The 19,656-nt window shown below is 71.7% G+C and carries 18 protein-coding genes; 7 read left to right on the top strand and 11 right to left on the bottom strand.

Annotated elements, in window-relative coordinates:
- The first annotated feature begins 6 nt into the window (after positions 1–6).
- Positions 7–1,404 carry a dihydrolipoyl dehydrogenase gene (gene lpdA, locus AB0N80_RS12500; protein WP_363578891.1) on the top strand — a complete coding sequence of 466 codons (1,398 nt, stop codon included), beginning with the start codon at positions 7–9 and terminating at the stop codon, positions 1,402–1,404.
- A 188-nt stretch (positions 1,405–1,592) separates the two neighbouring features.
- On the opposite strand, the gene AB0N80_RS12495 is transcribed toward lpdA, so the two are convergent.
- Both AB0N80_RS12495 and AB0N80_RS12490 read right to left on the bottom strand, forming a co-directional pair.
- Entirely contained in the window at positions 1,593–2,240 is a 648-nt protein-coding gene (locus AB0N80_RS12495) for a CYTH domain-containing protein (RefSeq protein WP_363578890.1), read from the bottom strand.
- Positions 2,237–2,464, bottom strand: coding sequence for a response regulator (locus tag AB0N80_RS12490; RefSeq protein ID WP_315993003.1), 228 nt, complete (start codon positions 2,462–2,464; stop codon positions 2,237–2,239). Before AB0N80_RS12490 ends, AB0N80_RS12495 begins: the two co-directional genes overlap by 4 nt.
- Before the next feature lie 236 nt (positions 2,465–2,700).
- On the opposite strand from AB0N80_RS12490, the gene AB0N80_RS12485 reads away from it, so the two are divergent.
- The gene (locus tag AB0N80_RS12485; protein WP_363578889.1) at positions 2,701–3,456 is read left to right on the top strand and encodes a glutamine amidotransferase; all 756 of its coding nucleotides are present in this window, start codon (positions 2,701–2,703) and stop codon (positions 3,454–3,456) included.
- 24 nt (positions 3,457–3,480) lie between these two features.
- Here AB0N80_RS12485 and AB0N80_RS12480 read toward each other — a convergent pair whose 3' ends face one another.
- The 6 genes from AB0N80_RS12480 to AB0N80_RS12455 form a co-directional block, all read right to left on the bottom strand.
- Positions 3,481–4,218 (bottom strand): NAD(P)H-hydrate epimerase, encoded by a 738-nt coding sequence (locus AB0N80_RS12480; protein ID WP_363578888.1) that lies wholly within the window; start codon positions 4,216–4,218, stop codon positions 3,481–3,483.
- A complete protein-coding gene (locus AB0N80_RS12475; RefSeq protein WP_363578887.1) occupies positions 4,211–5,272 on the bottom strand; it encodes a YhjD/YihY/BrkB family envelope integrity protein in 1,062 nt (353 codons plus the stop codon). Before AB0N80_RS12475 ends, AB0N80_RS12480 begins: the two co-directional genes overlap by 8 nt.
- Before the next feature lie 82 nt (positions 5,273–5,354).
- The gene (locus AB0N80_RS12470) at positions 5,355–5,843 is read right to left on the bottom strand and encodes an A24 family peptidase (protein ID WP_363578886.1); all 489 of its coding nucleotides are present in this window, start codon (positions 5,841–5,843) and stop codon (positions 5,355–5,357) included.
- A 13-nt stretch (positions 5,844–5,856) separates the two neighbouring features.
- On the bottom strand, positions 5,857–6,153 hold the full coding sequence (locus tag AB0N80_RS12465) for a DUF1905 domain-containing protein (RefSeq protein ID WP_315993008.1): 297 nt from the start codon (positions 6,151–6,153) through the stop codon (positions 5,857–5,859).
- Between the two features lie 140 nt (positions 6,154–6,293).
- Complete coding sequence (locus tag AB0N80_RS12460; RefSeq protein WP_363578885.1) at positions 6,294–6,686, bottom strand: DUF2809 domain-containing protein; 393 nt, start codon at positions 6,684–6,686, stop codon at positions 6,294–6,296.
- A complete protein-coding gene (locus tag AB0N80_RS12455) occupies positions 6,683–7,249 on the bottom strand; it encodes a mismatch-specific DNA-glycosylase (protein ID WP_363578884.1) in 567 nt (188 codons plus the stop codon). Before AB0N80_RS12455 ends, AB0N80_RS12460 begins: the two co-directional genes overlap by 4 nt.
- Before the next feature lie 56 nt (positions 7,250–7,305).
- Between AB0N80_RS12455 and AB0N80_RS12450 the strand changes: the two genes are divergently transcribed.
- Positions 7,306–8,100 carry an alpha/beta hydrolase gene (locus tag AB0N80_RS12450; protein WP_315993011.1) on the top strand — a complete coding sequence of 265 codons (795 nt, stop codon included), beginning with the start codon at positions 7,306–7,308 and terminating at the stop codon, positions 8,098–8,100.
- A 212-nt stretch (positions 8,101–8,312) separates the two neighbouring features.
- On the opposite strand, the gene AB0N80_RS12445 is transcribed toward AB0N80_RS12450, so the two are convergent.
- Together AB0N80_RS12445 and AB0N80_RS12440 are read right to left on the bottom strand one after the other, a co-directional pair.
- Entirely contained in the window at positions 8,313–10,346 is a 2,034-nt protein-coding gene (locus tag AB0N80_RS12445) for a glycosyltransferase family 39 protein (protein WP_363578883.1), read from the bottom strand.
- A gap of 175 nt (positions 10,347–10,521) precedes the next feature.
- Positions 10,522–12,234, bottom strand: a complete 1,713-nt coding sequence (locus AB0N80_RS12440; protein ID WP_363578882.1) for a cellulase family glycosylhydrolase — start codon at positions 12,232–12,234, stop codon at positions 10,522–10,524.
- A 168-nt stretch (positions 12,235–12,402) separates the two neighbouring features.
- On the opposite strand from AB0N80_RS12440, the gene AB0N80_RS12435 reads away from it, so the two are divergent.
- The 4 genes from AB0N80_RS12435 to AB0N80_RS12420 all read left to right on the top strand — a co-directional run bounded on the left by AB0N80_RS12435 (position 12,403) and on the right by AB0N80_RS12420 (position 18,066).
- Positions 12,403–12,873, top strand: a complete 471-nt coding sequence (locus AB0N80_RS12435; RefSeq protein ID WP_076674833.1) for an Lrp/AsnC family transcriptional regulator — start codon at positions 12,403–12,405, stop codon at positions 12,871–12,873.
- Positions 12,870–14,264 (top strand): aspartate aminotransferase family protein, encoded by a 1,395-nt coding sequence (locus tag AB0N80_RS12430; protein WP_363578881.1) that lies wholly within the window; start codon positions 12,870–12,872, stop codon positions 14,262–14,264. The genes AB0N80_RS12435 and AB0N80_RS12430 overlap by 4 nt, the downstream gene beginning before the upstream one ends.
- A 254-nt stretch (positions 14,265–14,518) precedes the next feature.
- Positions 14,519–15,880, top strand: coding sequence for an APC family permease (locus tag AB0N80_RS12425; protein WP_363578946.1), 1,362 nt, complete (start codon positions 14,519–14,521; stop codon positions 15,878–15,880).
- Between the two features lie 170 nt (positions 15,881–16,050).
- Positions 16,051–18,066: a glycosyltransferase family 39 protein gene (locus tag AB0N80_RS12420; protein WP_363578880.1), complete on the top strand. Its 2,016-nt coding sequence runs from the start codon at positions 16,051–16,053 to the stop codon at positions 18,064–18,066.
- A gap of 33 nt (positions 18,067–18,099) precedes the next feature.
- Here the strand turns inward: AB0N80_RS12420 and AB0N80_RS12415 are convergent, their stop codons facing one another.
- Entirely contained in the window at positions 18,100–19,656 is a 1,557-nt protein-coding gene (locus tag AB0N80_RS12415; protein ID WP_363578879.1) for a S8 family peptidase, read from the bottom strand.

Raw genomic sequence — 19,656 nt, 5'->3', positions numbered from 1 at the left:
GGAGCCATGCCTCATTACGATCTGGTCATTCTTGGTGCGGGTCCCGGCGGGTACGTCGCCGCGGTCCGCGGTGCGCAGCTGGGACTGTCGGTTGCGATCGTCGAAGAGAAGTACTGGGGCGGTGTCTGCCTCAACGTCGGCTGCATCCCCTCCAAGGCGCTGCTGCGCAACGCCGATCTCGCCCACACCTTCCACGCGAAGGCTGACCTGTTCGGCATCTCGGGCGACGTCACCTTCGACTTCGGCAAGGCGTTCGACCGCAGCCGCAGCGTGGCCGCCGGTCACGTCAAGGGCATCCACTACCTGATGAAGAAGAACAAGGTCACCGAGTACGAGGGTCGCGGATACTTCGCCGACGACCACACCATCGACGTGACCAAGACCGACGGCTCCAAGGAGCAGGTCACCTTCGACAACGTCATTATCGCCACGGGCTCGACAGTGCGCCTCCTCCCCGGCGTCACCCTGAGCGAGAACGTCGTCACCTACGAGGAGCAGATCCTCACCCGCGAGCTCCCCGAGTCGATCGTCATCGTCGGCGCCGGCGCCATCGGCATGGAGTTCGCCTACGTCATGACGAACTACGGCGTGAAGGTCACGATCATCGAGTTCCTCGACCGCGCCCTCCCGAACGAGGACGCCGAGGTCTCGAAGGAGATCCAGAAGCAGTACAAGGGCTACGGCGTCGACATCCTCACCTCGACGAAGGTCGACTCCGTCACCGACCACGGCGACAAGGTCACCGTCGCGTACACCGCGAAGGACGGCTCGACCGGCTCGATCGACGCCGACCGCGTGCTGATGTCGATCGGGTTCGCCCCCAAGGTCGACGGCTTCGGTCTCGAGAGCACGGGCGTGAAGCTCACCGAGCGCGGTGCCATCGACATCGACGACCACATGCGCACCAACGTGCCGCACATCTACGCCATCGGCGATGTCACCGCGAAGCTGCAGCTCGCGCACGTCGCCGAGGCGCAGGGCGTTGTCGCCGCCGAGACCATCGGCAACGCCGAGACCCAGACCCTGGGCGACTACCGCAACATGCCGCGCGCCACCTTCTGCAACCCGCAGGTCGCGTCGTTCGGCCTGACGGAGCAGCAGGCCCGCGACGCCGGCCACGACATCAAGGTCGCGAAGTTCCCCTTCTCGGCCAACGGCAAGGCCAACGGCCTCGGCGAGCCGGTCGGCTTCGTCAAGCTCGTCGCCGACGCCGAGACGCTCGAGCTCATCGGCGGCCACCTCATCGGTCCCGACGTCTCCGAGCTGCTGCCCGAGCTCACCCTCGCGCAGAAGTGGGACCTCACCGCGCTCGAGGCGGCCCGCAACGTCCACACGCACCCGACGCTGTCGGAGGGCCTGCAGGAGGCCTTCCACGGCCTCGCAGGGCACATGATCAACCTCTGATCGCTCCACGCAGAAGGCCCGCCCGGTTCGCCCGGGCGGGCCTTCTGCGTGGGTGTCGGGAAGCCGCTCCCGCCAGGACGCATCACCTCGCCGACATGCCGGTCGCCGGGTGTCCCGGAGTCGTCAGCGAGACGCTGTCTCGCGACGGGCGGGCTGTCGCGGCGGCGGGGAGACCCCGTCCAGGGCGATCAGTGGCCGAGGGCGCGGGCGAGCTTCGAACCGGATGCCGCGGGGCGGCCACCGGCGGCGAAGACGGCCGCATCGACGGCGGCGAAGAACGCCGCACGACCCTCGTCGTCGGTCGGACCGGCCGCGCCGAGCTCGACCTCCCATTCACGCCAGGACGACTCCACGCCCCGGCGCTCGTCGCGCGCACGGACCCGGTCGTCGACGAACTCGGCGACCTCGTTGCCCTCGGCATCCCGGAGCGCGTACGCCGTGCGGTGGTTGCGCAGGCGGGCGAGGGCGGCGAAGGGCGGTCGAGCGATCGCGAAGACGGCATCCTGAACCGCCGGAGGCACGATCGGGTCGGCCTCGGGGTCGACGTCATCGGCCTCGAGCGGCCACTGCGTCTCGGTGCGACCGGCGCCCTCGGCGGGCCCCTTCACGTGCCAGCCCGCGTCGGGACCGCCCAGACGGCGCCGCATCGCCACGCCCGCACGGGCCAGATCGGCCGCGGGGGTGTCGAGGTAGCGCGCGTCGAGATCTCGCGGCTCGGGGTCACCGACCGTCGCCACCCCTGGAAGGGTCGACCAGTCGGGCAGGGGCGTGTCGTCGTCGACGTCGTACTTCGTCTCGACCTCGACGTTCGACGACCCGTTCGGGCCTGCGCTCAATCGTCGCGCCCGTCGGCGTCGGGGTTGATGTCCTCGGTCTCTTCGGCGAAGGCGAAGACCGCCTGGGTGGGGCCGTCGGAGTCGCCCGTGTTCGTGGGCTCGCCCTCGCGGCGGTAGACGAGCTGTCCCTCGCTGTAGGGCATGATCAGCGTGTCGTCGGTCTCGTTCTCGAGCGGGATCACCTGCCCGTCGAGCGGGCCTCCGGTCAGTCGTGCAATAGCCATGCCGTCAGCGTAGACCGCACCCGCGACGAGGCGCCGCGCCTTGACACCGCGTCGCCGCGATCGCTCGCGCCGCTGCTCCGGGAAGCACTGCGCGCCTCGCCGCCGCTCCCGCGGGGACCACTCCGCGCCTCGCCGGCGGCGCTGCCCCGGGAACCACTGCGCGCCCCGCCGGCGGCGCTCCCCGCCCGGCGCGGGACCGCCCGACGGTCGCCGCCCGCTCGCCTAGACTCGCTCGGGTGAACGCGACGGACCTGCCCGGTGACCGCCCGTTCGTGCTGCTCGCGACGCGCGCCGAAGACGGCCCCGCCGACGAGGAGTACGCGCTGTTCCTGCGCTACACCGGGCTGCCGCCGCACCGTCTGCGCCGCGTGCGTCTCGAGCGCGAGACGATGCCCGCGATTGATCTCGACGAGATGTCGGGGGTCCTCGTCGGCGGAAGCCCGTTCAACGCGTCCGACCCCTTCGAGCGCAAGTCCGTCGTGCAGCGTCGCGTCGAGGCGGAGATGGCACAGCTCGTCGCCGAGGTGGTCGCACGCGATGCGCCCTTCCTGGGCGCGTGCTACGGCGTCGGCACCCTCGGGACGCACCTCGGTGCGCCGATCGACGGCACGTATGCGGAACCCATCAGCGTCGTCGAGGTGACGTTGACCCCGGAGGGGCGCACCGACCCCCTGTCGGCGGGCCTCCCCGATGCCTTCACCGCGTTCGTCGGTCACAAGGAGGCCATCAGCGTCCTGCCGCCGTCGGCGGTGCTGCTGGCGTCGTCGGCCGCGTGTCCGGTGCAGATGTTCCGCGTCGGGCGCAACGTCTACGCCACGCAGTTCCACCCCGAACTCGACGTCGACGGGATCGTCACCCGCATCCACGCCTACGCCGGGTACGGGTACTTCGCTTCCGGCGACCTCGACCTCACCCTGTCGGCGGTGCGGCGGGCACCCGTCACAGCACCGTCGCGCATGCTCCGCACCTTCGTCGAGCGCTACGCCCGCTGAGCGGCGGCCGGCACCACTCGGCCCCTACGCCTCGGCAAGGGATCCCGGCGAATCGACCCGCACGACCTCGATCGGCGCGGTGACCGCCGGGTGCGCCCGCCGCAGGTACGGCTCGAGTCCCAGGTCGACCAGGTGCACCCGCCCGGCGAGTTCCGGGCCCCGACCGCGCACGAGACCCGACTTGATCGCGCCGAACGTGACCGTGACATCGGCGGCGAGCACGGCGGCATCCGCGGATCCGTCATCGGGATCGAGTCCGCTCGGGAGGTCGACCGCGACGATGCGCGGACGGCGGGGGCGGGCGAGCAGGCACTCCACGATCGCGCGGGCGCTGCCCCGCATCCGCCGGTCGGCGAGACGGCCGATGCCCAGGATGCCGTCGAGCACGAGGCTGTAGTCGTCGATCGCGGCGCAGATCTCCGACGCCTGCCGCACGATCACGCCGGCGGCGACGGCAGCGTCGAGGGCGGCGCGATGCACGCGATCGCGCACGAGCACGATGTCGACGCGGGAATCGGCGGCACGCGCCAGTTCGGCGGCGGCGTACAGCGCGTCTCCCCCGTTGTCGCCCGCGCCGACGAGGACCAGCGTCGGTCCGGGTGCCGTGTCGCGCTCCGCTGCGGCGACGACGGCGAGAGCATGCGCCGCCCACCGCATCAGCGGTCTCCCCTCCGCGAGGAGAGGCGCCTCGGCCGCGCGGACGGCATCCGCGGTGTAGGCGGCGACGCGCGCCGCCCCCGCGGGGGTCGAACCGTCAGACACGCGCGTCCGCTTCCGCCTCGTCCGCACGCGTGGCGGCGGCGGGGTCGCTCTCGGCGAGGGTCTCGCGCTCCTTCTTCTCGGCCGCGCGCGCGGCGTCGAGCTCGCCCGCGGCGGCGCGGACGGCCTTCTCGGCGCGCCGCACCCGGAATTGGATCATCGTGGAGGCGCCGTACTTCGCGCGGACGCGATCGTGGTCCTCCTCCGTGGCGACGGTGATGTACGCGCCCGCGATCAGGATGACCTGGCTGGACAGGTTGAGCCACAGCAGCAGGGCGATGAGCGAGGCGAAGGTCGTCAGCAGCGGGTTGTTGCCCGCACCGCCCACGAACAGGCCCGACAACTGCTGCAGCACCACCAGACCGACGCCCCCGAGCAGCGCCCCGCGCCACAACGTGCGGCGACGGGTCTTCACGCCCGACAGCACGGCGAACGCCACCGCGACCGCCGCGGTGTCGAGGGCGAGGACGACGATCGTGGAGAGCGACCAGGTCAGCACGGCCGTGAGCCAGGAGTCCGCGGAGATGCCGAGCAGCCCCCGGACGAAAGTGAGACCCGCCGTCGCGAGGAAGGTCACCGCGGCCGCCCCCACCAGCGCGACGCCGATGCCGACGGCGACGGCGAGGTTGCGCACGATGACCAGGACGGGCAGGGTGTCGTCGGTCGTCACCCCCGCGATCTGGCGGAGGGCCGTCCGGAGGGAGCCGATCGCCCCGATCGCCGCGCCCAGCAGACCGATCGTTCCGATCACGCCCGCGATGGTGAACTCGGTCGGCGCTTTGATCTCGCTGACGTCGAGAAGACCATCGGGGCCCACCAGGCCGGGGACGACGTTGTTCACCGAGCGCTCGAGCGCCGCGAGGCCCTCGGGGTTGCCCGACATCCAGACCGCCGCCGCCGAGAAGCCGAGCAGCACCGCCGCGAACAGACTGAACAGCGTGCGATAGGTGACGCTGTCGGCGAGGACGGGGCCGCGTGCCCCCGAGTAGACGAGGAAGGCGCGCACGAGGCGGAGCGACAAGGCCCACGCGGTGACGCGACGGATGAGGTCGGCCATGGGGTCAGCGTATCGATGCGGCCGAGCCGGGCCGGACGGGCTTGACCCGCCGCCCGTCGAGCGACAAGCGGCCGGGCACCGGTCACGACGCCGGGGTCAGCAGGCGCACCCACGCACCGAGCAGCAGGAACGGGCCGAAGGGCAGGCTCGTTCCGCGCGCACCCGCCGCGAGTACGCCGACGGCGGCGACGCCGGCGGCCACGAAACCGAAGGCGACCCCGGATGCCACGGCCTCCGGGCCGAACCACCCGAGGTGCGCACCGACGAGGGCGGCGAGCTTGACGTCGCCTCCGCCGAACGCCTCGGGCCGCGACAGACGCACCACCAGGCACGCGCCGAACGCCCCGACGGCGCCGAAGGCGACTGCGGCCGCGAGTGCCGGTCGTCCGGCGGTCGCCGCCGCGACCGCCAGGATGAGAACCGCCGCCGCCGTCGCGGGCAGCACGACCACATCGGGCAGACGGCGTCGACGCACGTCGGTGATCACGAGCACGACGCTCACGACCGCGAACAGCGAGAGCGCGAGGGCGGGGAGCGACGACGGTGCGTCTGCCGACGACGGCCGCAGCACAGCGCCGTGCGTCTCAGGCGTCGAGCACCGCGAGGTCGACCACGACGGTACCGCCCGGCTCGATCCCCTCGGCGTCGCGGACCGCCCGCTTGAGCGGCAGGACGTACACGCCACCCGCCTGCGGGAAGATCGACGTGCGGAACGACGTGGAACCGATGGTGGCGTCGACACGCACCCCGCCGAACCCGCGGCGGAACGTCTGGGTCTCACGGATGTCGTCGCTCAGCTCGGCGGGGAGGGCGACGAAGTACCAGTCGCTGTCGCTGCGGGCCTCCCACCGGAACACGACGCCGTCGAACTGCACGAGCACCGGGCCCTCCTTTCGTCGCGGAACCGTCACGCTACCCCGCGACGTCCCCGGGGTGCGGCATCCCTCCCCGGGGAGGAGCCGTCGGGCGGACAAGCCGCGGATCCCCGCCGCGGCGCACGCACCGCGGGCGGTCAACCGGGTCAGCCCGTCTCCGCGCGCCGGGCACGCACCCTCGTCACCACGCCGTCGACGCCGAGAGCGCTCGCGACCGCGAGCACGTACACGACGAGGTCGCGCGCGTCGAACCCGGAGCCCAGCACGAGGGCCGCGACCGGCATCCGCTCCGCCAGCGCGATCGGCAACACGGTGAGCTGCAACAGCTCGACGGCGACGCACCACGCGGCCGCGCCGGCCGCGAGAACGAGCGGTCGTGCGCGCGGGAGCAGCAGGACGAGCCCCGTGTACACCGCCACGGCGTACAGCGCGTCACCGGCGACGTCGGATGCCACCGAGGAGGGCATCAGGCGGTGCACCGCGAGCCCCGCGGCGACGACGACGGCGAGGGCGAGGACCGCCGCGAGACGCCGTGTCATGAGATCACCCCGGCCGCGCGCGCGGGAGCAGCGTAGGCGGTCGCGAGCGACTCGACGGTGTCGTGCGCGTTCAGACCGCTCGGGTTGGGCAGGACCCATGTCTCGCATCCGGCGATCGCCTCGTCCTGTCGACCCGCGACGGCTTTCGCACGGTCGAACCCCTGCCGATACGCGGTCAGTCCGACGACCGCGACCACCCGTGGCCGCCAGGTCGCGACCCGCTCCGCGAGTGCGTGCGCGCCCGCGCGCAGCTCGTCGCGCGTGAGCTCGTCGGCCCGGGCCGTGGCGCGGGCGACGAGGTTGCTCACCCCGATCCCCGCATCGAACACGAGACGCCGGTCGGCCTCCCCCAGCGCCGACGAGTACGCGGGCGAACGCGGCAGGATCCCGGCTTTCACCAGAGCCGGCCAGAAGCGGTTGCCGGGTCGGGCGAACGGGGTGCCCGTGGCCGCCGTCCACAACCCGGGGTTGATCCCCACGAACAGCAGCCGCACCCCGGGCTCCACGAGGTCGGGCACCGTGGCATCCCGGAAGGACTCGAGCTCGGCACGCGTGAATCCCATGAGACCACTATGACCAGTACCGGGCCCGCACGCGGCGTTCTGCCAGGATCGGAGGAATGGATGCCGTGCCCGCCCTCACCGAGATCCCTCCCGCGCAGTTCGTCATCGTCGGCGACAACGTGCGCCTCGCCACCTACTCCTGGGGCGATCCCGAGGCGGAACCGGTGCTGTGCGTGCACGGTTTCGGCTCGAGCACGCGCGACAACTGGATCAACACCGGGTGGGTGCGCGATCTGCTGCGCGCGGGCTTCCGGGTGATCGCCGTGGACCAGCGCGGGCACGGGGCGAGCGAGAAGCCCCACGACGCCGCGTCGTACACGATGCCCACCCTCGTATCCGACCTCGTGGCCGTGCTCGACACCTACCTCGTCGACCAGGTGCGCTACCTCGGCTACTCGCTCGGCGGTCGCGTCGGCTGGCAGCTCGCCGTCGACGCGCCCGAGCACGTCGAGCGCGCCGTGCTGGGCGGCATCCCCGACGGCCGGCCGCTCGCCCGACTCAAGGTCGAGCAGGCGCGCGCGTTCCTCGATCACGGCGAGCCCGTCCAGGATGCCACCACCCTGCGCTACGTCTCGCTCGCCGAGCGGGTGCCCGGTAACGACCTGCGCGCGCTCGTGGCGATCGCCGAGGGGATGCGCCTCGGCGAGACCGACCCCGACCCGGCATCTCCCCCGCAGCAGCCCGTGCTGATCGCGACGGGGACCGAGGACCCCATCCACGACCAGTCCGCCCACCTGGCGAGCCTCCTCCCCCGCGGCGAGTTCGCCGACATCCCCGGCCGTCACCACGTCAACGCCCCCGGGGCACGCACGTTCCGCGAGGCGGGCCTGGAGTTCCTCGGCCGCGCCTAGCCCGGCCGCCGCTCCGCCGCGGCGTGCCCGCTCCCGCTCCCGCTCCCGCTCCCGCTCCCGCTCCCGCTCCCGCTCCCGCTCCCGCTCCCGCTCCCGCTCCCGCTCCCGCTCCCGGCGAGTGTCCACGACACCCGGACGGTTTTCGAGATCGACCGGGTGTTTCGGACAGTCGATCGCGCGGAGGGGCGGCGGCGATGCGCGCGGGGACGAGCTCAGCCGCAGGCGTACACCGTCGAGGGGGCGCTGCTGTCGATCGCGCAGTTCTGCCCGACCCAATCGCGGATCTGCGCCGACGTGCTCGACGTGTCCGCGGCCGACGACCCGACCCCTCCGCCGCCGCGCTCCTGCCCCTCGATGACGAAGCGCACCTGGCCCGACTCGACGAGTGCGACGAACTCGTCGAGGGTGGGCACGGCATCCGTCCCGTTGAATCCGCCGATGGGGAGGAACGAGCCGCCGTCGCTGGCGATGATGAGGGATGCCGCGGACTGGGCGCCGAAGGTCGCGGCCAGGTAGGTCGACCCGGCGGCGTTCTGCTCCAGCCAGGAGATGAGGGCCGTGTCGGCGGTTCCCGCGCCGGCGCCTCCGCCGGCGCCTGCGCCTCCGCCGCGGTTTGAGCCGCCGTCGTCGGCCCCGCCGGGCGCTTGCGCGCCGCCGTCGCGCGCCGAGGAGCCGCCCGCGGCCGAGCCCGGTGCACTCCCTCCCGGGGCTGCACCGCCCCGCGCCGAGCCCCCCGCAGCCGAACCGCCCGGCGCCGCACCGCCCCCGGGGAATGCGCCCGAGCCGCCCGCGCCGCGGCCGGCACCCGGCATCCCGCCACCGAAGCCTGCGCCCGACATCTCCGACACGCCCCCGGCGACCGGGTTGATCGAATTCGGGTGCGCGATCGTGACCGCCGACCAGACCGCGGGGGTCAGCAGCAGGCCGACCAGCATCGCCGCCGTGGTGACGGTGCGCGACCCGCGGCGAGCGAGCAGCAGGGAGATCGCCACGGCGGCCACCACGGCCTGCGCGAGGGAGACCGGGATGCTGTAGCCGCCCGAGGCGAGCCCTATCCCCAGCGCCGTCACCGCGGCCGTGCCGACGATCGCCACCTGCGGCCAGGTCCGCTCGGCGCGGTGCGCGACCGCCAGAGCCGTCGCCACGACAAGGCCGAGAGGCACGGCGAGGGCCGCGGTGTAGAACTGGTGCATCCCGGCCACCGTCGAGAACATGGCGACGAAAGTGGCCGTCCACACCGTGAGGAGCACCGTGAGCGGCCGCGGGAACCGCATCACCCACAGCACCGCGAGTGCCACGACCGCCGAGGGGATGAGCCACGCGACCTGTCCGGCGAGCTGCGCGTTGAACAGGCGCAGCACCCCCGGGTCGCCGGAGAACGGAGGGGTGAACGACTCGTACGCGCTGCTGTCGCTCGTCACCGTGAAGCGGCCCAGGCCGTTGTAGCCGAAGACCATCTCCCACGGGTCGTTCGACAGCGTGCTCCCGATGTACGGGCGGCTGCCGGCGGGGATCGCCGCGACGATCGCCACCCACCACAGCGAGGCGACGAGGCTCACGACACCCGCGACGAGCAGATGCCCCACACGGCGCCCCCACGACTGCCGCGTGCAGAGATATGCGGCCGCGAGAGCCGGCCACACCGCCCACGCCTCGAGCATGTAGAACTGGAACGACAGCCCCACCAGCGCGCCCGCGGCGATCAGCCACCCGGCGCTGCGCTGCTGGACGGCGCGCACGGCGGCGAAGGCGGTGAGAGCGAGGCCGAGGACGAAGAACGTCTCCGGCTGATTCGACCGGGCCACCGCGACGAGGATCGGGGTGACCGCCACGATCGCCCCGGCGACCAGACCCGCGCGGACGCCCGCGAGCCGACGCGCGGTGGCCGCCGTCACCAGCGCCGCCCCGACGGCCGCGAGGGCGTTAGGCAGGATCACCGCCCACGCCGAATAGCCGAAGACACGGACGAACAGCGCCGGGATCCAGAACGACCCGGGGATCTTGTCGAGCGTCACCGTGCCCGCGGGGTCGACGGCGCCGAAGAAGAAGTTCGACCACGACCGGCTCATCGACAGGGCGATCGAGGCGTAGTACTCGCTCGGCGCCCCCGCCCACACCTGCCACCCCGTCAGCACGAGGGCGAGCAGCCCGATCGCGACGAGCCCGACCGTCCAGCCCCCGGGCCGTCGTCGCGCGCGCGGAAAGGAGACGGAGGGGGTGGGAGCGGGGGTCAGGACGGCGGTCACCCGCGCAGCGTAGACAGCGATCCCCTCGACCAGCCCTCACGCTTGTTATGCGTGAGCGATGGATGCCGGTATCCCCGACCCGCCGTGTCCCTCCGCGCCACGGCGAGACCCACTGTCGCGGTCAGGGGTCGCGGTCGCACCGTGTGCGGGCGCTGCGCCCGCCGATCGACGGAGCTCAGGATGCCGAGACGCGCAGCGTCGGCGCGGTCGGCGCCGTGGTCGCGGCGGCCTGGAACCCCACCCGCACGCTCTGGCCGGGCGCGAGGGCGGCCGCCCAGTCGCTCCCGGTGCACGTCACGGTGATGCCGGCGACGCTGCACGACATGCCCCAGGCACTGGTCACCGCCGACGTTCCCGGCGCCTCGAACGACACCGACCAGCTCTTCACGGCCGCCCCCGCGGTGAGGGACAGCTCGGCGACGTACCCCTCCCCCCAGGCGCTCTGCGGCACCCACGTCGCGGAGAGGCTCGTCGCCGAGGGCTTCGGCGAGGTCGAGGGCGAGGGCTTCGGCGACGTCGACGTGGTCGGCTTGGGCGACGTGGACGGGCTCGAGCTCGGCTTCGGCGAGGTGGTGGGCTTCGGCGACGTCGACGGCTTGGGCGACGCGGACGGGCTCGAGCTCGGCTTCGGGGAGGCCGACGCGGTCGGCTTCGGGGATGCCGAGGCGCTCGGCCTCGGGGAGGTCGTGGGGCTCGACGTCGGCTTCGGAGTGGGCACCGTCACGGGGGTGAGGATCGGTCGCAGCGCCGCGAGCTTCGCCTTCTGAAGGGTGCGCCAGTCGTCGGCGACCAGGCCGCCGGTGTCGCCGCTGTTCGGATTGAACGACCAGTACGCGTAGCTGATCTTCGTCTTGGCGAGATAGGCGACGAGCGTGCTCATCCACTTCTTGTCGCTGTCGGTCTCGAGCTTCGTCCCGAATTCGCCCAGCAGCACGGGCGCGATGCCCTTGCGCACGAGGTAGCCCCAGTTGGCATCCCAGACCGCTTCGAGGTTGGTGGGGTAGCCCGGCGCCGTGAACCAGGACTGCTGGTGCACCGTGGCCGGGTAGTCGTGCGGGGAGTACACGACGCGGTTCTTCACCGACAGGGTCACGGGAGCCGCGCCGACGTCGCGCAGGCCGCCTCCCCACCACGTGCTCGAGCCGTCGTTCTGGCGCTCGACGCCCTCGACGACGATCAGCAGCTTCGGGTTGACCGACAGCACGGCGTTTCCGGCGCGCGTGGCTGCCGCGCGCCAGTCGCGGGCCGGATCGCCGCAGTTCCAGCAGGCCGGGCCGTGCGGTTCGTTGTGCAGATCGACACCGATCACGGCGGGCTCGTTCTTGTACCGCTGCGCGAGCATCTTCCAGTCGTCGATCCACCGCTTCTCGCTGTAGGCGCCGGTGTACCAGAGCTCGCTCTGCGCCGCGGAGTCGGGGCGATGACGGTCGAGGATGACCGACAAGCCATAGGCCTTCGCTCGGGCGATCACGGTGTCCATCAGCTTCAGGGGGCTGAGGGTGACGAGGTCGGCATTGACGGAGGCGTTGATCGAGTTCGACGACGAGGCGGCGAGGCACTCGTTCGAGAAGGGCAGGCGGATGGTGTTGAAGCCCATGCCCGCGATCGCCCGCAGACCCTCGTCGAGCGAGAGGGACCACAGGCCGTGCGGTGCGCAGTTGGAGGTCTCCATGCCGAACCAGGCGACGGCCTTGATGGTGTACGGCGTGCCGGCGGAGGTGACGATGCTCGCCCCGCGGGTCGAGAGCCAGCCGGGAAGAGTCGACGCTGCGGTCGCGCTCGGTGCGGCGACAGCACCGGTCACGGCGAGCGCGGCGACGGCGACCGCGGCCGCCGCGCGAAGGACGGTGCGGCGCGCAGACGACCACCGTTCGAGCCACCCCGACATCCGCACCTCCGCGGTCATCGTAGCGGCGCCGCGGACCATCGCGCGGACGCGCGGCGCACCGTCGGGGCCGCGGCATTGCGGCAACGACGGTTTCCGCGGTGTTACGCCTCCGTAAATGTCGAGATCATCATTGATTCAGCCAATGTTGCGCTGATACCGTCGCCCATCATGAGTCCCACGGCCGAACGCAGTCCCGCCCTCGATCGCGTCTCCAAGGCGATCGTCGAACAGCTGCAGGAAGACGGCCGCCGCTCCTACGCCGAGATCGGCAAAGCCGTCGGTCTCAGTGAGACCGCGACGCGCCAGCGGGTGCAGAAGCTGCAGGATGCCGGCATCCTGCAGATCGTCGCGGTCACCGACCCTCTGCAGCTGGGCTTCGCCCGGCAGGCGATGATCGGGGTTCGCGTATCGGGCGACACCCGCGTCGTCGCCGCGCAGATGACCGAACTGCCGGGCGTGATCTACGTGGTCTCGACGGCGGGCTCGTTCGACCTGCTCGTGGAGGTCGTCTGCGAGAGCGACGACGACCTCATCGATCTGCTCAACGATCGCATCCGGTCTCTCCCCGACGTCGTCTCGACCGAGACGTTCGTCTATCTCAAGCTCCACCGTCAGCTCTACAACTGGGGAACGCGATGACCCTCATCGAAACCGATCAGCACGCCGACCTGCAGGCGAAGGCCCGCGACCACCTCTGGATGCACTTCTCCCGTCAATCGACCATGACGGAGGGCCCGGGCGTGCCGATCATCGTCAAGGGCGAGGGGCACCACATCTTCGACGCCGCCGGGAAGCGCTACATCGACGGCCTCGCCGGTCTGTTCGTGGTCAACGCCGGCCACGGACGCCGCCGCATCGCCCAGGCCGCCGCGAAGCAGGCCGAGGAGCTCGCATTCTTCCCCCTCTGGTCGTACGCGCACCCCGCGGCGATCGAGCTCGCCGAGCGCCTCGCCGACCTCGCCCCCGGAGACCTCAACCACGTCTTCTTCTCCACGGGCGGCGGTGAAGCGGTCGAGACGGCGTTCAAGCTCGCCAAGCAGTACTGGAAGACGCAAGGCAAGCCCACCAAGCACAAGGTCATCTCGCGCGCGATCGCCTATCACGGCACCACCCAGGGGGCCCTGGCCATCACGGGACTCCCCGTGATGAAGCACATGTTCGAGCCGGTCACCCCCGGCGGTTTCCGCGTGCCCAACACGAACTATTACCGGGCCGAGGAGTCCGGCTTCGGGGGCGGCACCCCCGAGGAGTTCGGGCTGTGGGCGGCCGACCGCATCGAGCAGATGATCCAGTTCGAGGGCCCCGAGACGGTCGCCGCGGTGTTCCTGGAGCCCGTGCAGAACGCCGGCGGGTGCTTCCCCGCCCCGGCCGGGTACTTCCAGCGCGTGCGGGAGATCTGCGACAAGTACGACGTGCTGCTCGTCTCGGACGAGGTCATCTGCGCCTTCGGTCGTCTGGGCCACTACTTCGGCGCCTCGGCGTACGACTACCAGCCCGACATGATCACCTTCGCCAAGGCCGTCACCAGCGGCTACTCGCCGCTGGGCGGCACGATCGTGAGCGACCGCGTGTACGAGCCGTTCGCGCACGGCGACGCGACGTTCCCGCACGGCTACACCTTCGGCGGCCACCCGGTCTCGGCCGCCGTCGCGCTGGAGAACCTGGACGTGTTCGAGGAAGAGGGCCTGCTCCAGAACGTGCGGACCAACTCCCCCGTCTTCCGCTCCACCCTGGAACGGCTGCTCGACCTGCCGATCGTCGGCGACGTGCGCGGCGACGGGTACTTCTTCGGCATCGAGCTCGTCAAGGACAAGGCCACCAAGGAGACCTTCGACGACGACGAGTCGGAGCGACTGCTGCGCGGCTTCCTCTCGAAGGCGCTGTTCGACGCGGGCCTGTACTGCCGCGCCGACGACCGGGGCGACCCCGTCATCCAGCTCGCCCCGCCCCTGACCATCGGCCCGTCCGAGTTCACCGAGATCGAGCAGATCCTGCGCTCGACCCTCACCGAGGCGTGGTCGCGCCTCTGATCCCGCGGGATGCCGGCCCACACCCGCCGGCATCCCTCCCCCCATCGACGGTCGCACCTGGACCGCTCATCCGGCTCCACCCCTGCCGACACCCCCGCTCCCACCCCGAGCGGTGCTCCGACCGCTGTACCCCCGACATCAGCCCACGGACGCGACACCCGATCGCGCACCGCACCCCTCTAGGAGGAGCCACGAACGAGAACCTCGCCGCCGACGCGGCCACGTCACGCTCGGGAGCCAAACTCGCCCGCACACTGGGCCTCTGGTCGATCGTCGGCCTGGGACTGGGGTACATGACCCCCACCGTCGTGTTCGACACCTTCGGTCTCGTCGCCGAGAAGACCAACAACGTCGTCCCCGCCGCCTACGCGGTCGCCCTCGTCGTCCTCGTCTTCACCGCCATCAGCTACGGCAAGATGGTGCGCGTCATCCCCAGTGCCGGCTCCGCCTACACCTACGCGCGGGAGTCCATCCATCCCGGCGTCGGCTTCGTCGTCGGCTGGACGGCGCTCATCGACTACATGCTGCTGCCGATGGTCAACGCCCTCATCCTGCGCAGTTACATGGAGGCCCTCTTCCCCGATGTGCCCGGCTGGATCTGGGTCGTCGTCTTCACCGCCGGTGTGACCGGGGTGATCTACCTCACGATGCGCGGCACCTCGAACGTCAACATGGTGCTGCTGGTGTTCTCGATCCTCGTCATGACGGTGTTCGTGGTCATGGTCGTCGTGCAGCTGGTCGGCGGAGCGGGAGCCGGCACCGCCGTGTCGCTCGCTCCCTTCGCCCACAGCGACGTGCAGTTCGGCGCCGTGCTGGCCGGGGCCACGGTCGTGTGCTTCTCGTTCATCGGCTTCGACGCGGTGTCGATGTACTCCGAGGAGGCCAAGACCCCGAAGATCATGCCGCGCGCGATCGTGCTGACGCTCATCGTCGGCGGTCTCATCTTCCTCATCGCCTCGTACGTCACGCAGCTGCGCTTCCCCGACGCCACGGCGTTCCCGCAGGAGGCGATCGAGGACAGCACGCTGCCCGAGATCGGCGTGCAGGTCGGCGGCCCCGTGCTGCAGGCCGTCCTCACCGCCGCGGGCTTCGCGGCGACCCTGGCGTCGTGGCTCGCATCCCACGCCTCGGTCTCGCGCATGCTGATGGTGATGGGCCGCAACAACGTGTTGCCGCGCCGCATCTTCGGTTTCATCAACCCCAAGACGCACACCCCGACGTTCTCGATCGTCATCGTGGGCCTCGTGAGCCTCTTCGCGATCTCGTTCACCCTCGAGCAGATCGCGGCGTACATCAACTACGGCGCCCTCGTCGCGTTCACCTTCGTCAACATCTCGGTGATCGCCTGGTTCGCGGTGCGCAAGGGGCTGCGCAAGACGCCCGGCGACATCGCGCGGTACATCGTCATGCCCGCGATCGGCATGCTGCTGACGGGCCTGCTGTGGGTCAACCTCGACATGCACGCCCTCGTCGGCGGCCTCATCTGGACCACCCTCGGCGTCGTGTACCTCGTGATCCTCACCCGCGGCTTCCGCCGGCCGATCGCCTCGTTCGACGAGAACCAGCCGGTCACCGGGGTCAACAAGGTGGCACCGGGCCCGCGCTCGGAGATCTGACGCACCCCCGCACCGCGGCCGCGGCATCCCCCACCGGATGCCGCGGCCCTCGCGTGCACGCCGCACCCGCCGTCCGCGGCTCGGGGCGGACCGGACCGCCCGGAGCGGTCACAGCCCGCTGATAGTCCGGACATACGCGGTGCCGTTGCGGCGGGAGCACTCTTCTCGTCGTGACCTCTCCCGTCGTCCTCGCGCGCTGGTGGCGCGAACCCTGGTGGGCGCGCATCTCGCTGGCGCTCATCGTCGCGGCGTTCGTCGTCCTGACCGGCTGGAACCTCGCCCGTGGCGGCGACTTCTCCTTCTACGAGGCGTCGGCGCGGTCGATGGCGTCGTCATGGCACGCGATGCTCTTCGGCGCGTTCGACCCGGCGGCGACCGTGACCCTCGACAAGCTGAGCGGGTTCGCGGTGCCGCAGGCGCTCGGCATCCGGCTGTTCGGCATGTCGACCTCCGCGATCGCCCTGCCCCAGGTGATCGAGGGCGTGGTGACCATCGTCGCGTGCGCGGTGCTGGGGCTGCGATCCGGCGGGCGCGGGGTGGGCCTGGTCGCCGCCGCGGCCGCCGCGTCGACGCCCATCTTCGTCTCGATGTTCGCGCATCCGATGGAGGACGGGCTGTTGACGATGGCGCTGGCCGTCGCGGTGGTGTGGTGGCAGCGGGCCGTGATCACCTCCCGGTGGTGGCCGCTGCTGCTCTGCGCGGTGTTCATCGGCATCGGCTTCCAAGCCAAGATGATGTCGGCCTGGTTCGTGCTCCCGGCGCTCGTCGTCGCCACGGTCGTGGCCACGAGCGGTCGCCGCCGCGGCCTCGCACGGGCCGGCGTCGTGACGGGCGCCGCCGTCGCCGCCTCGGTGGCGTGGATCACCGCGATCGCCCTCGTCCCGACGGGTTCGCGCCCGTACATCGACGGCTCGACGGATGACGACGTCTTCGCCATGGTCTTCGGCTACAACGGTCTCGACCGCTTCGCCCCGGGCGCGGTGCCGGGCTCGGTCGGCTCCCCCGCGGCTTCGGGCGGGTGGGGGGCCACGCTCACCGCGCTCGTGCACGCCGTGACGGGGCACGGCGCCGCGGCCGGCGGCGGGGCGTCGTCGTCGCCGACGAAGCTGCTCGAGCTGCCGCTCGTCACGCAGATCGGGTGGCTCTATCCCGCGGCGATCGCCGGCATCGCCCTCGGACTGTGGCGCTGGTGGCCGCGTCGCGAGGAGGGGCGCGTCCGCGGGCGCCGAGCCGATGCCGCACGGCCCGGGGCCGAGGCGACGGCGATCGACGCGCGCGCCCGGTTCGCGCTGGTGGTTCTGGCGGCGGTCTGGCTCGTGACCGCGGCCGTCGTGCTGTCGCTGACGCGCGTCCCGCACACGGCCTATGTCGCCGCACTCGGCGTGCCGCTCGTGCTGCTGACGGCCGTCGCGTGGGGCGAGGGCGTGCAGCTGCTGCGCGAGAAGAGTCGGGGCCGACGCCTTGTGCTCCCGGGTATCGCGCTCGCGCAGGGGGCCTGGTGGGCGGTGCTCGTCACGCAGGCCCGGCTGCCCGGCATCCTTCTCCTCCCGGCGATGGTCGTCGGGGTCGCCGGTGTCGTCGTCGGGGTGGTCGCGGCTCTCTCGTCTGCACGAGGGCGTCGCGTGGCCCCCGCCGCCCTCGCTGCAGCCCTGCTGTGCGTGCCGATCGCGACGAGCCTGCAGGTGCTCGACGACGCGCGCGACGGCAGCGGCGGCGACGCGTACGTGGGCGTCACCGCCCAGAAGAGCGATCCGGACGAGACGTTCGCGGTGTCGAGCCCGGCGCCCTGGGGCGGAAGCGCGGGGCTCACCCCGGCGATGGCGCAGCTCGTCGACACGGCCCGCGCCCACGGCGGCGGGAGCAGCGGTCAGGCCCTGATGGTCACCCACTCGTGGGCGATCTCGGCGCAGATCATCGACGCCACCGGCGCCGACGTGCTCACCGACGGCGGCTACTCCGGCCACGTGCCGGTGTTCACGGTGCCCGCGCTCGAGCAGATGGTCCATTCCGGTCGGGCCCGCCTCCTGGCGGTGGCGAAGGGGGCGCCCGAGTCCGACCCCGTCCGCCACGTCGCGACGGAGCCCGGATGCCGGCAGGTGGGCGAGTGGTCCTTCTCGGCGGCGCACGAAGGCGGCGACGTGAACAAGGTGTCGGGCGTCACGCTGTACGACTGCGAAGGGGCGTGAGAAGAAGTCCGCCTGCGGCGGCGGCCGCCCGGATCAGGCCGGCGCGGTGAAAGAGGCCGTCACGGGATCGCTCGAGACGGCGACGCCAGACGGAAGGGTCCCGCTCGCCCCGACGCCCACGGTGTACGAGTGTCCGGGCAACACGTCGAGGAAGTCCGTCGACCGCGTCATCCCCGCGACATCGACGCGGTAGACCCGCCCCGTCGTGGAATCGGTCACGGTGACGACGAACGAGGTGATCGTGCCGATATCGTTGACGGTCCACGTCAGAGCCTCGCCGCTCGCCGCGCTCGCGGTGGTCACGGTGAGCACGCGGGGGACTCCGCGGATGGTCGCGAAGATATTCGGCGTGCCCGCCGGCAGCTTCAGGAGCTTGCCGGCCGCGCCCGGGGTCGAGGTGAGCGCCGCCTTGACCTGAGCCGGTTTCCAGGTCGGGTGCTCCTGCAGCAGGCGTGCGGCGAGACCGGCTACGTGCGGGGTGGCCATCGACGTCCCGCTGATGGTGTTGGTCTTCGACCCGATCCACGTCGATGTGATGTCGGACCCGGGGGCGAAGACCGTCACGCATGCGCCGAAGTTGCTGTACCACGCGATGGTACGCGACGAATCGATCGATCCGACCGTGATGCCGTTGGGGGCGTGCGCAGGCGACGACGTGCACGCATCGGCGCTGTCGTTGCCCGCCGCAGACGTCATGACGAATCCCCGGTCCACACCTTTCTGCACGTACCTGTCGATGGTGGAGTTGACAGGGGTCTCCAGGCTCATGGTGATCACCGACTGCGCGCCGACGGCATTGTTGTAGATCCAGATGAGGCCATAGAGGAAGCCGATGCCGGTGCCCTTGCCGTCGCATCCCATCACCCGCACGGGCACGAGGCGCGTCGCCTTGGCCACCCCGTAGGTGGTGCTCCCGACCGTGCCCGCGACGTGCGTGCCGTGGCCGTTGCAGTCCTCTGTGCCGTTGGTGTCGGATATCTCGGTGTGCCCGTGGGTGGCCTCCACGCGTCCGCCGAAATCGGGGTGTGTGGACTGGATGCCGGTGTCGACGACGTAGACGGTGGTCCCCGCGCCCGTGGTGTCGGCCAGGTAGTGCTGGTCCTGCGAGGCGTCGGGACTGTCGATGGCGTCGAGACCCCACGACGGCACGGGTGTCTGGTCGGCGGTGGCCGCGATCTCCTGGTTGGGGGTGACCGGGGCGTCGGGAAAGGTCGCGCGGACCGCGTCGACCTGATCGGCGGGGACGGCGACGAAGGTCGTCCCGTCGAGGGACTGCGCTCCGATCGCGCGATCTGCCACGGCGCGGAGGTCGTCCAGTCGGTCATCGGGGATCTCGACGAGGGAGTACGTGAGCTCGATGCGACGGCGCGCGGCGGCGGTGGCACCGGGGGGAACCGGGATCTGCTCGGCGAAGGTCGGCGCCTGCGGCGCGGCGGCTCCCGTCGTCGGTGCTGTCGCCGACGCGGCGGGAGCCCCCCGCGCGGGCGAGGACGCGGGCACCGACTGCGCTGCGCCGAGGGCGGCGAGCACGGCGACGACTGCGGTAGCTGCGACGAGCAGCCAGCGGCGAGGACGCGGAGCGTTCGACAT

Origin of the sequence: Microbacterium sp. NPDC089188 (genome assembly GCF_040685155.1) — a bacterium.
Classification (GTDB): Bacteria; Actinomycetota; Actinomycetes; order Actinomycetales; family Microbacteriaceae; genus Microbacterium; species Microbacterium galbum.
This window is presented reverse-complemented; position numbering and strand designations above follow the sequence as displayed.

Coding starts and splice junctions, on each gene's coding strand:
- lpdA (WP_363578891.1), top strand. CDS start 7: ATGCCTCATTACGATCTGGTCATTCTTGGTGCGGGTCCCGGCGGGTAC.
- AB0N80_RS12490 (WP_315993003.1), bottom strand. CDS start 2,464: ATGGCTATTGCACGACTGACCGGAGGCCCGCTCGACGGGCAGGTGATC.
- AB0N80_RS12475 (WP_363578887.1), bottom strand. CDS start 5,272: ATGGCCGACCTCATCCGTCGCGTCACCGCGTGGGCCTTGTCGCTCCGC.
- AB0N80_RS12460 (WP_363578885.1), bottom strand. CDS start 6,686: ATGACACGGCGTCTCGCGGCGGTCCTCGCCCTCGCCGTCGTCGTCGCC.
- AB0N80_RS12455 (WP_363578884.1), bottom strand. CDS start 7,249: ATGGGATTCACGCGTGCCGAGCTCGAGTCCTTCCGGGATGCCACGGTG.
- AB0N80_RS12450 (WP_315993011.1), top strand. CDS start 7,306: ATGGATGCCGTGCCCGCCCTCACCGAGATCCCTCCCGCGCAGTTCGTC.
- AB0N80_RS12440 (WP_363578882.1), bottom strand. CDS start 12,234: ATGTCGGGGTGGCTCGAACGGTGGTCGTCTGCGCGCCGCACCGTCCTT.
- AB0N80_RS12435 (WP_076674833.1), top strand. CDS start 12,403: ATGAGTCCCACGGCCGAACGCAGTCCCGCCCTCGATCGCGTCTCCAAG.
- AB0N80_RS12430 (WP_363578881.1), top strand. CDS start 12,870: ATGACCCTCATCGAAACCGATCAGCACGCCGACCTGCAGGCGAAGGCC.
- AB0N80_RS12415 (WP_363578879.1), bottom strand. CDS start 19,656: ATGTCGAACGCTCCGCGTCCTCGCCGCTGGCTGCTCGTCGCAGCTACC.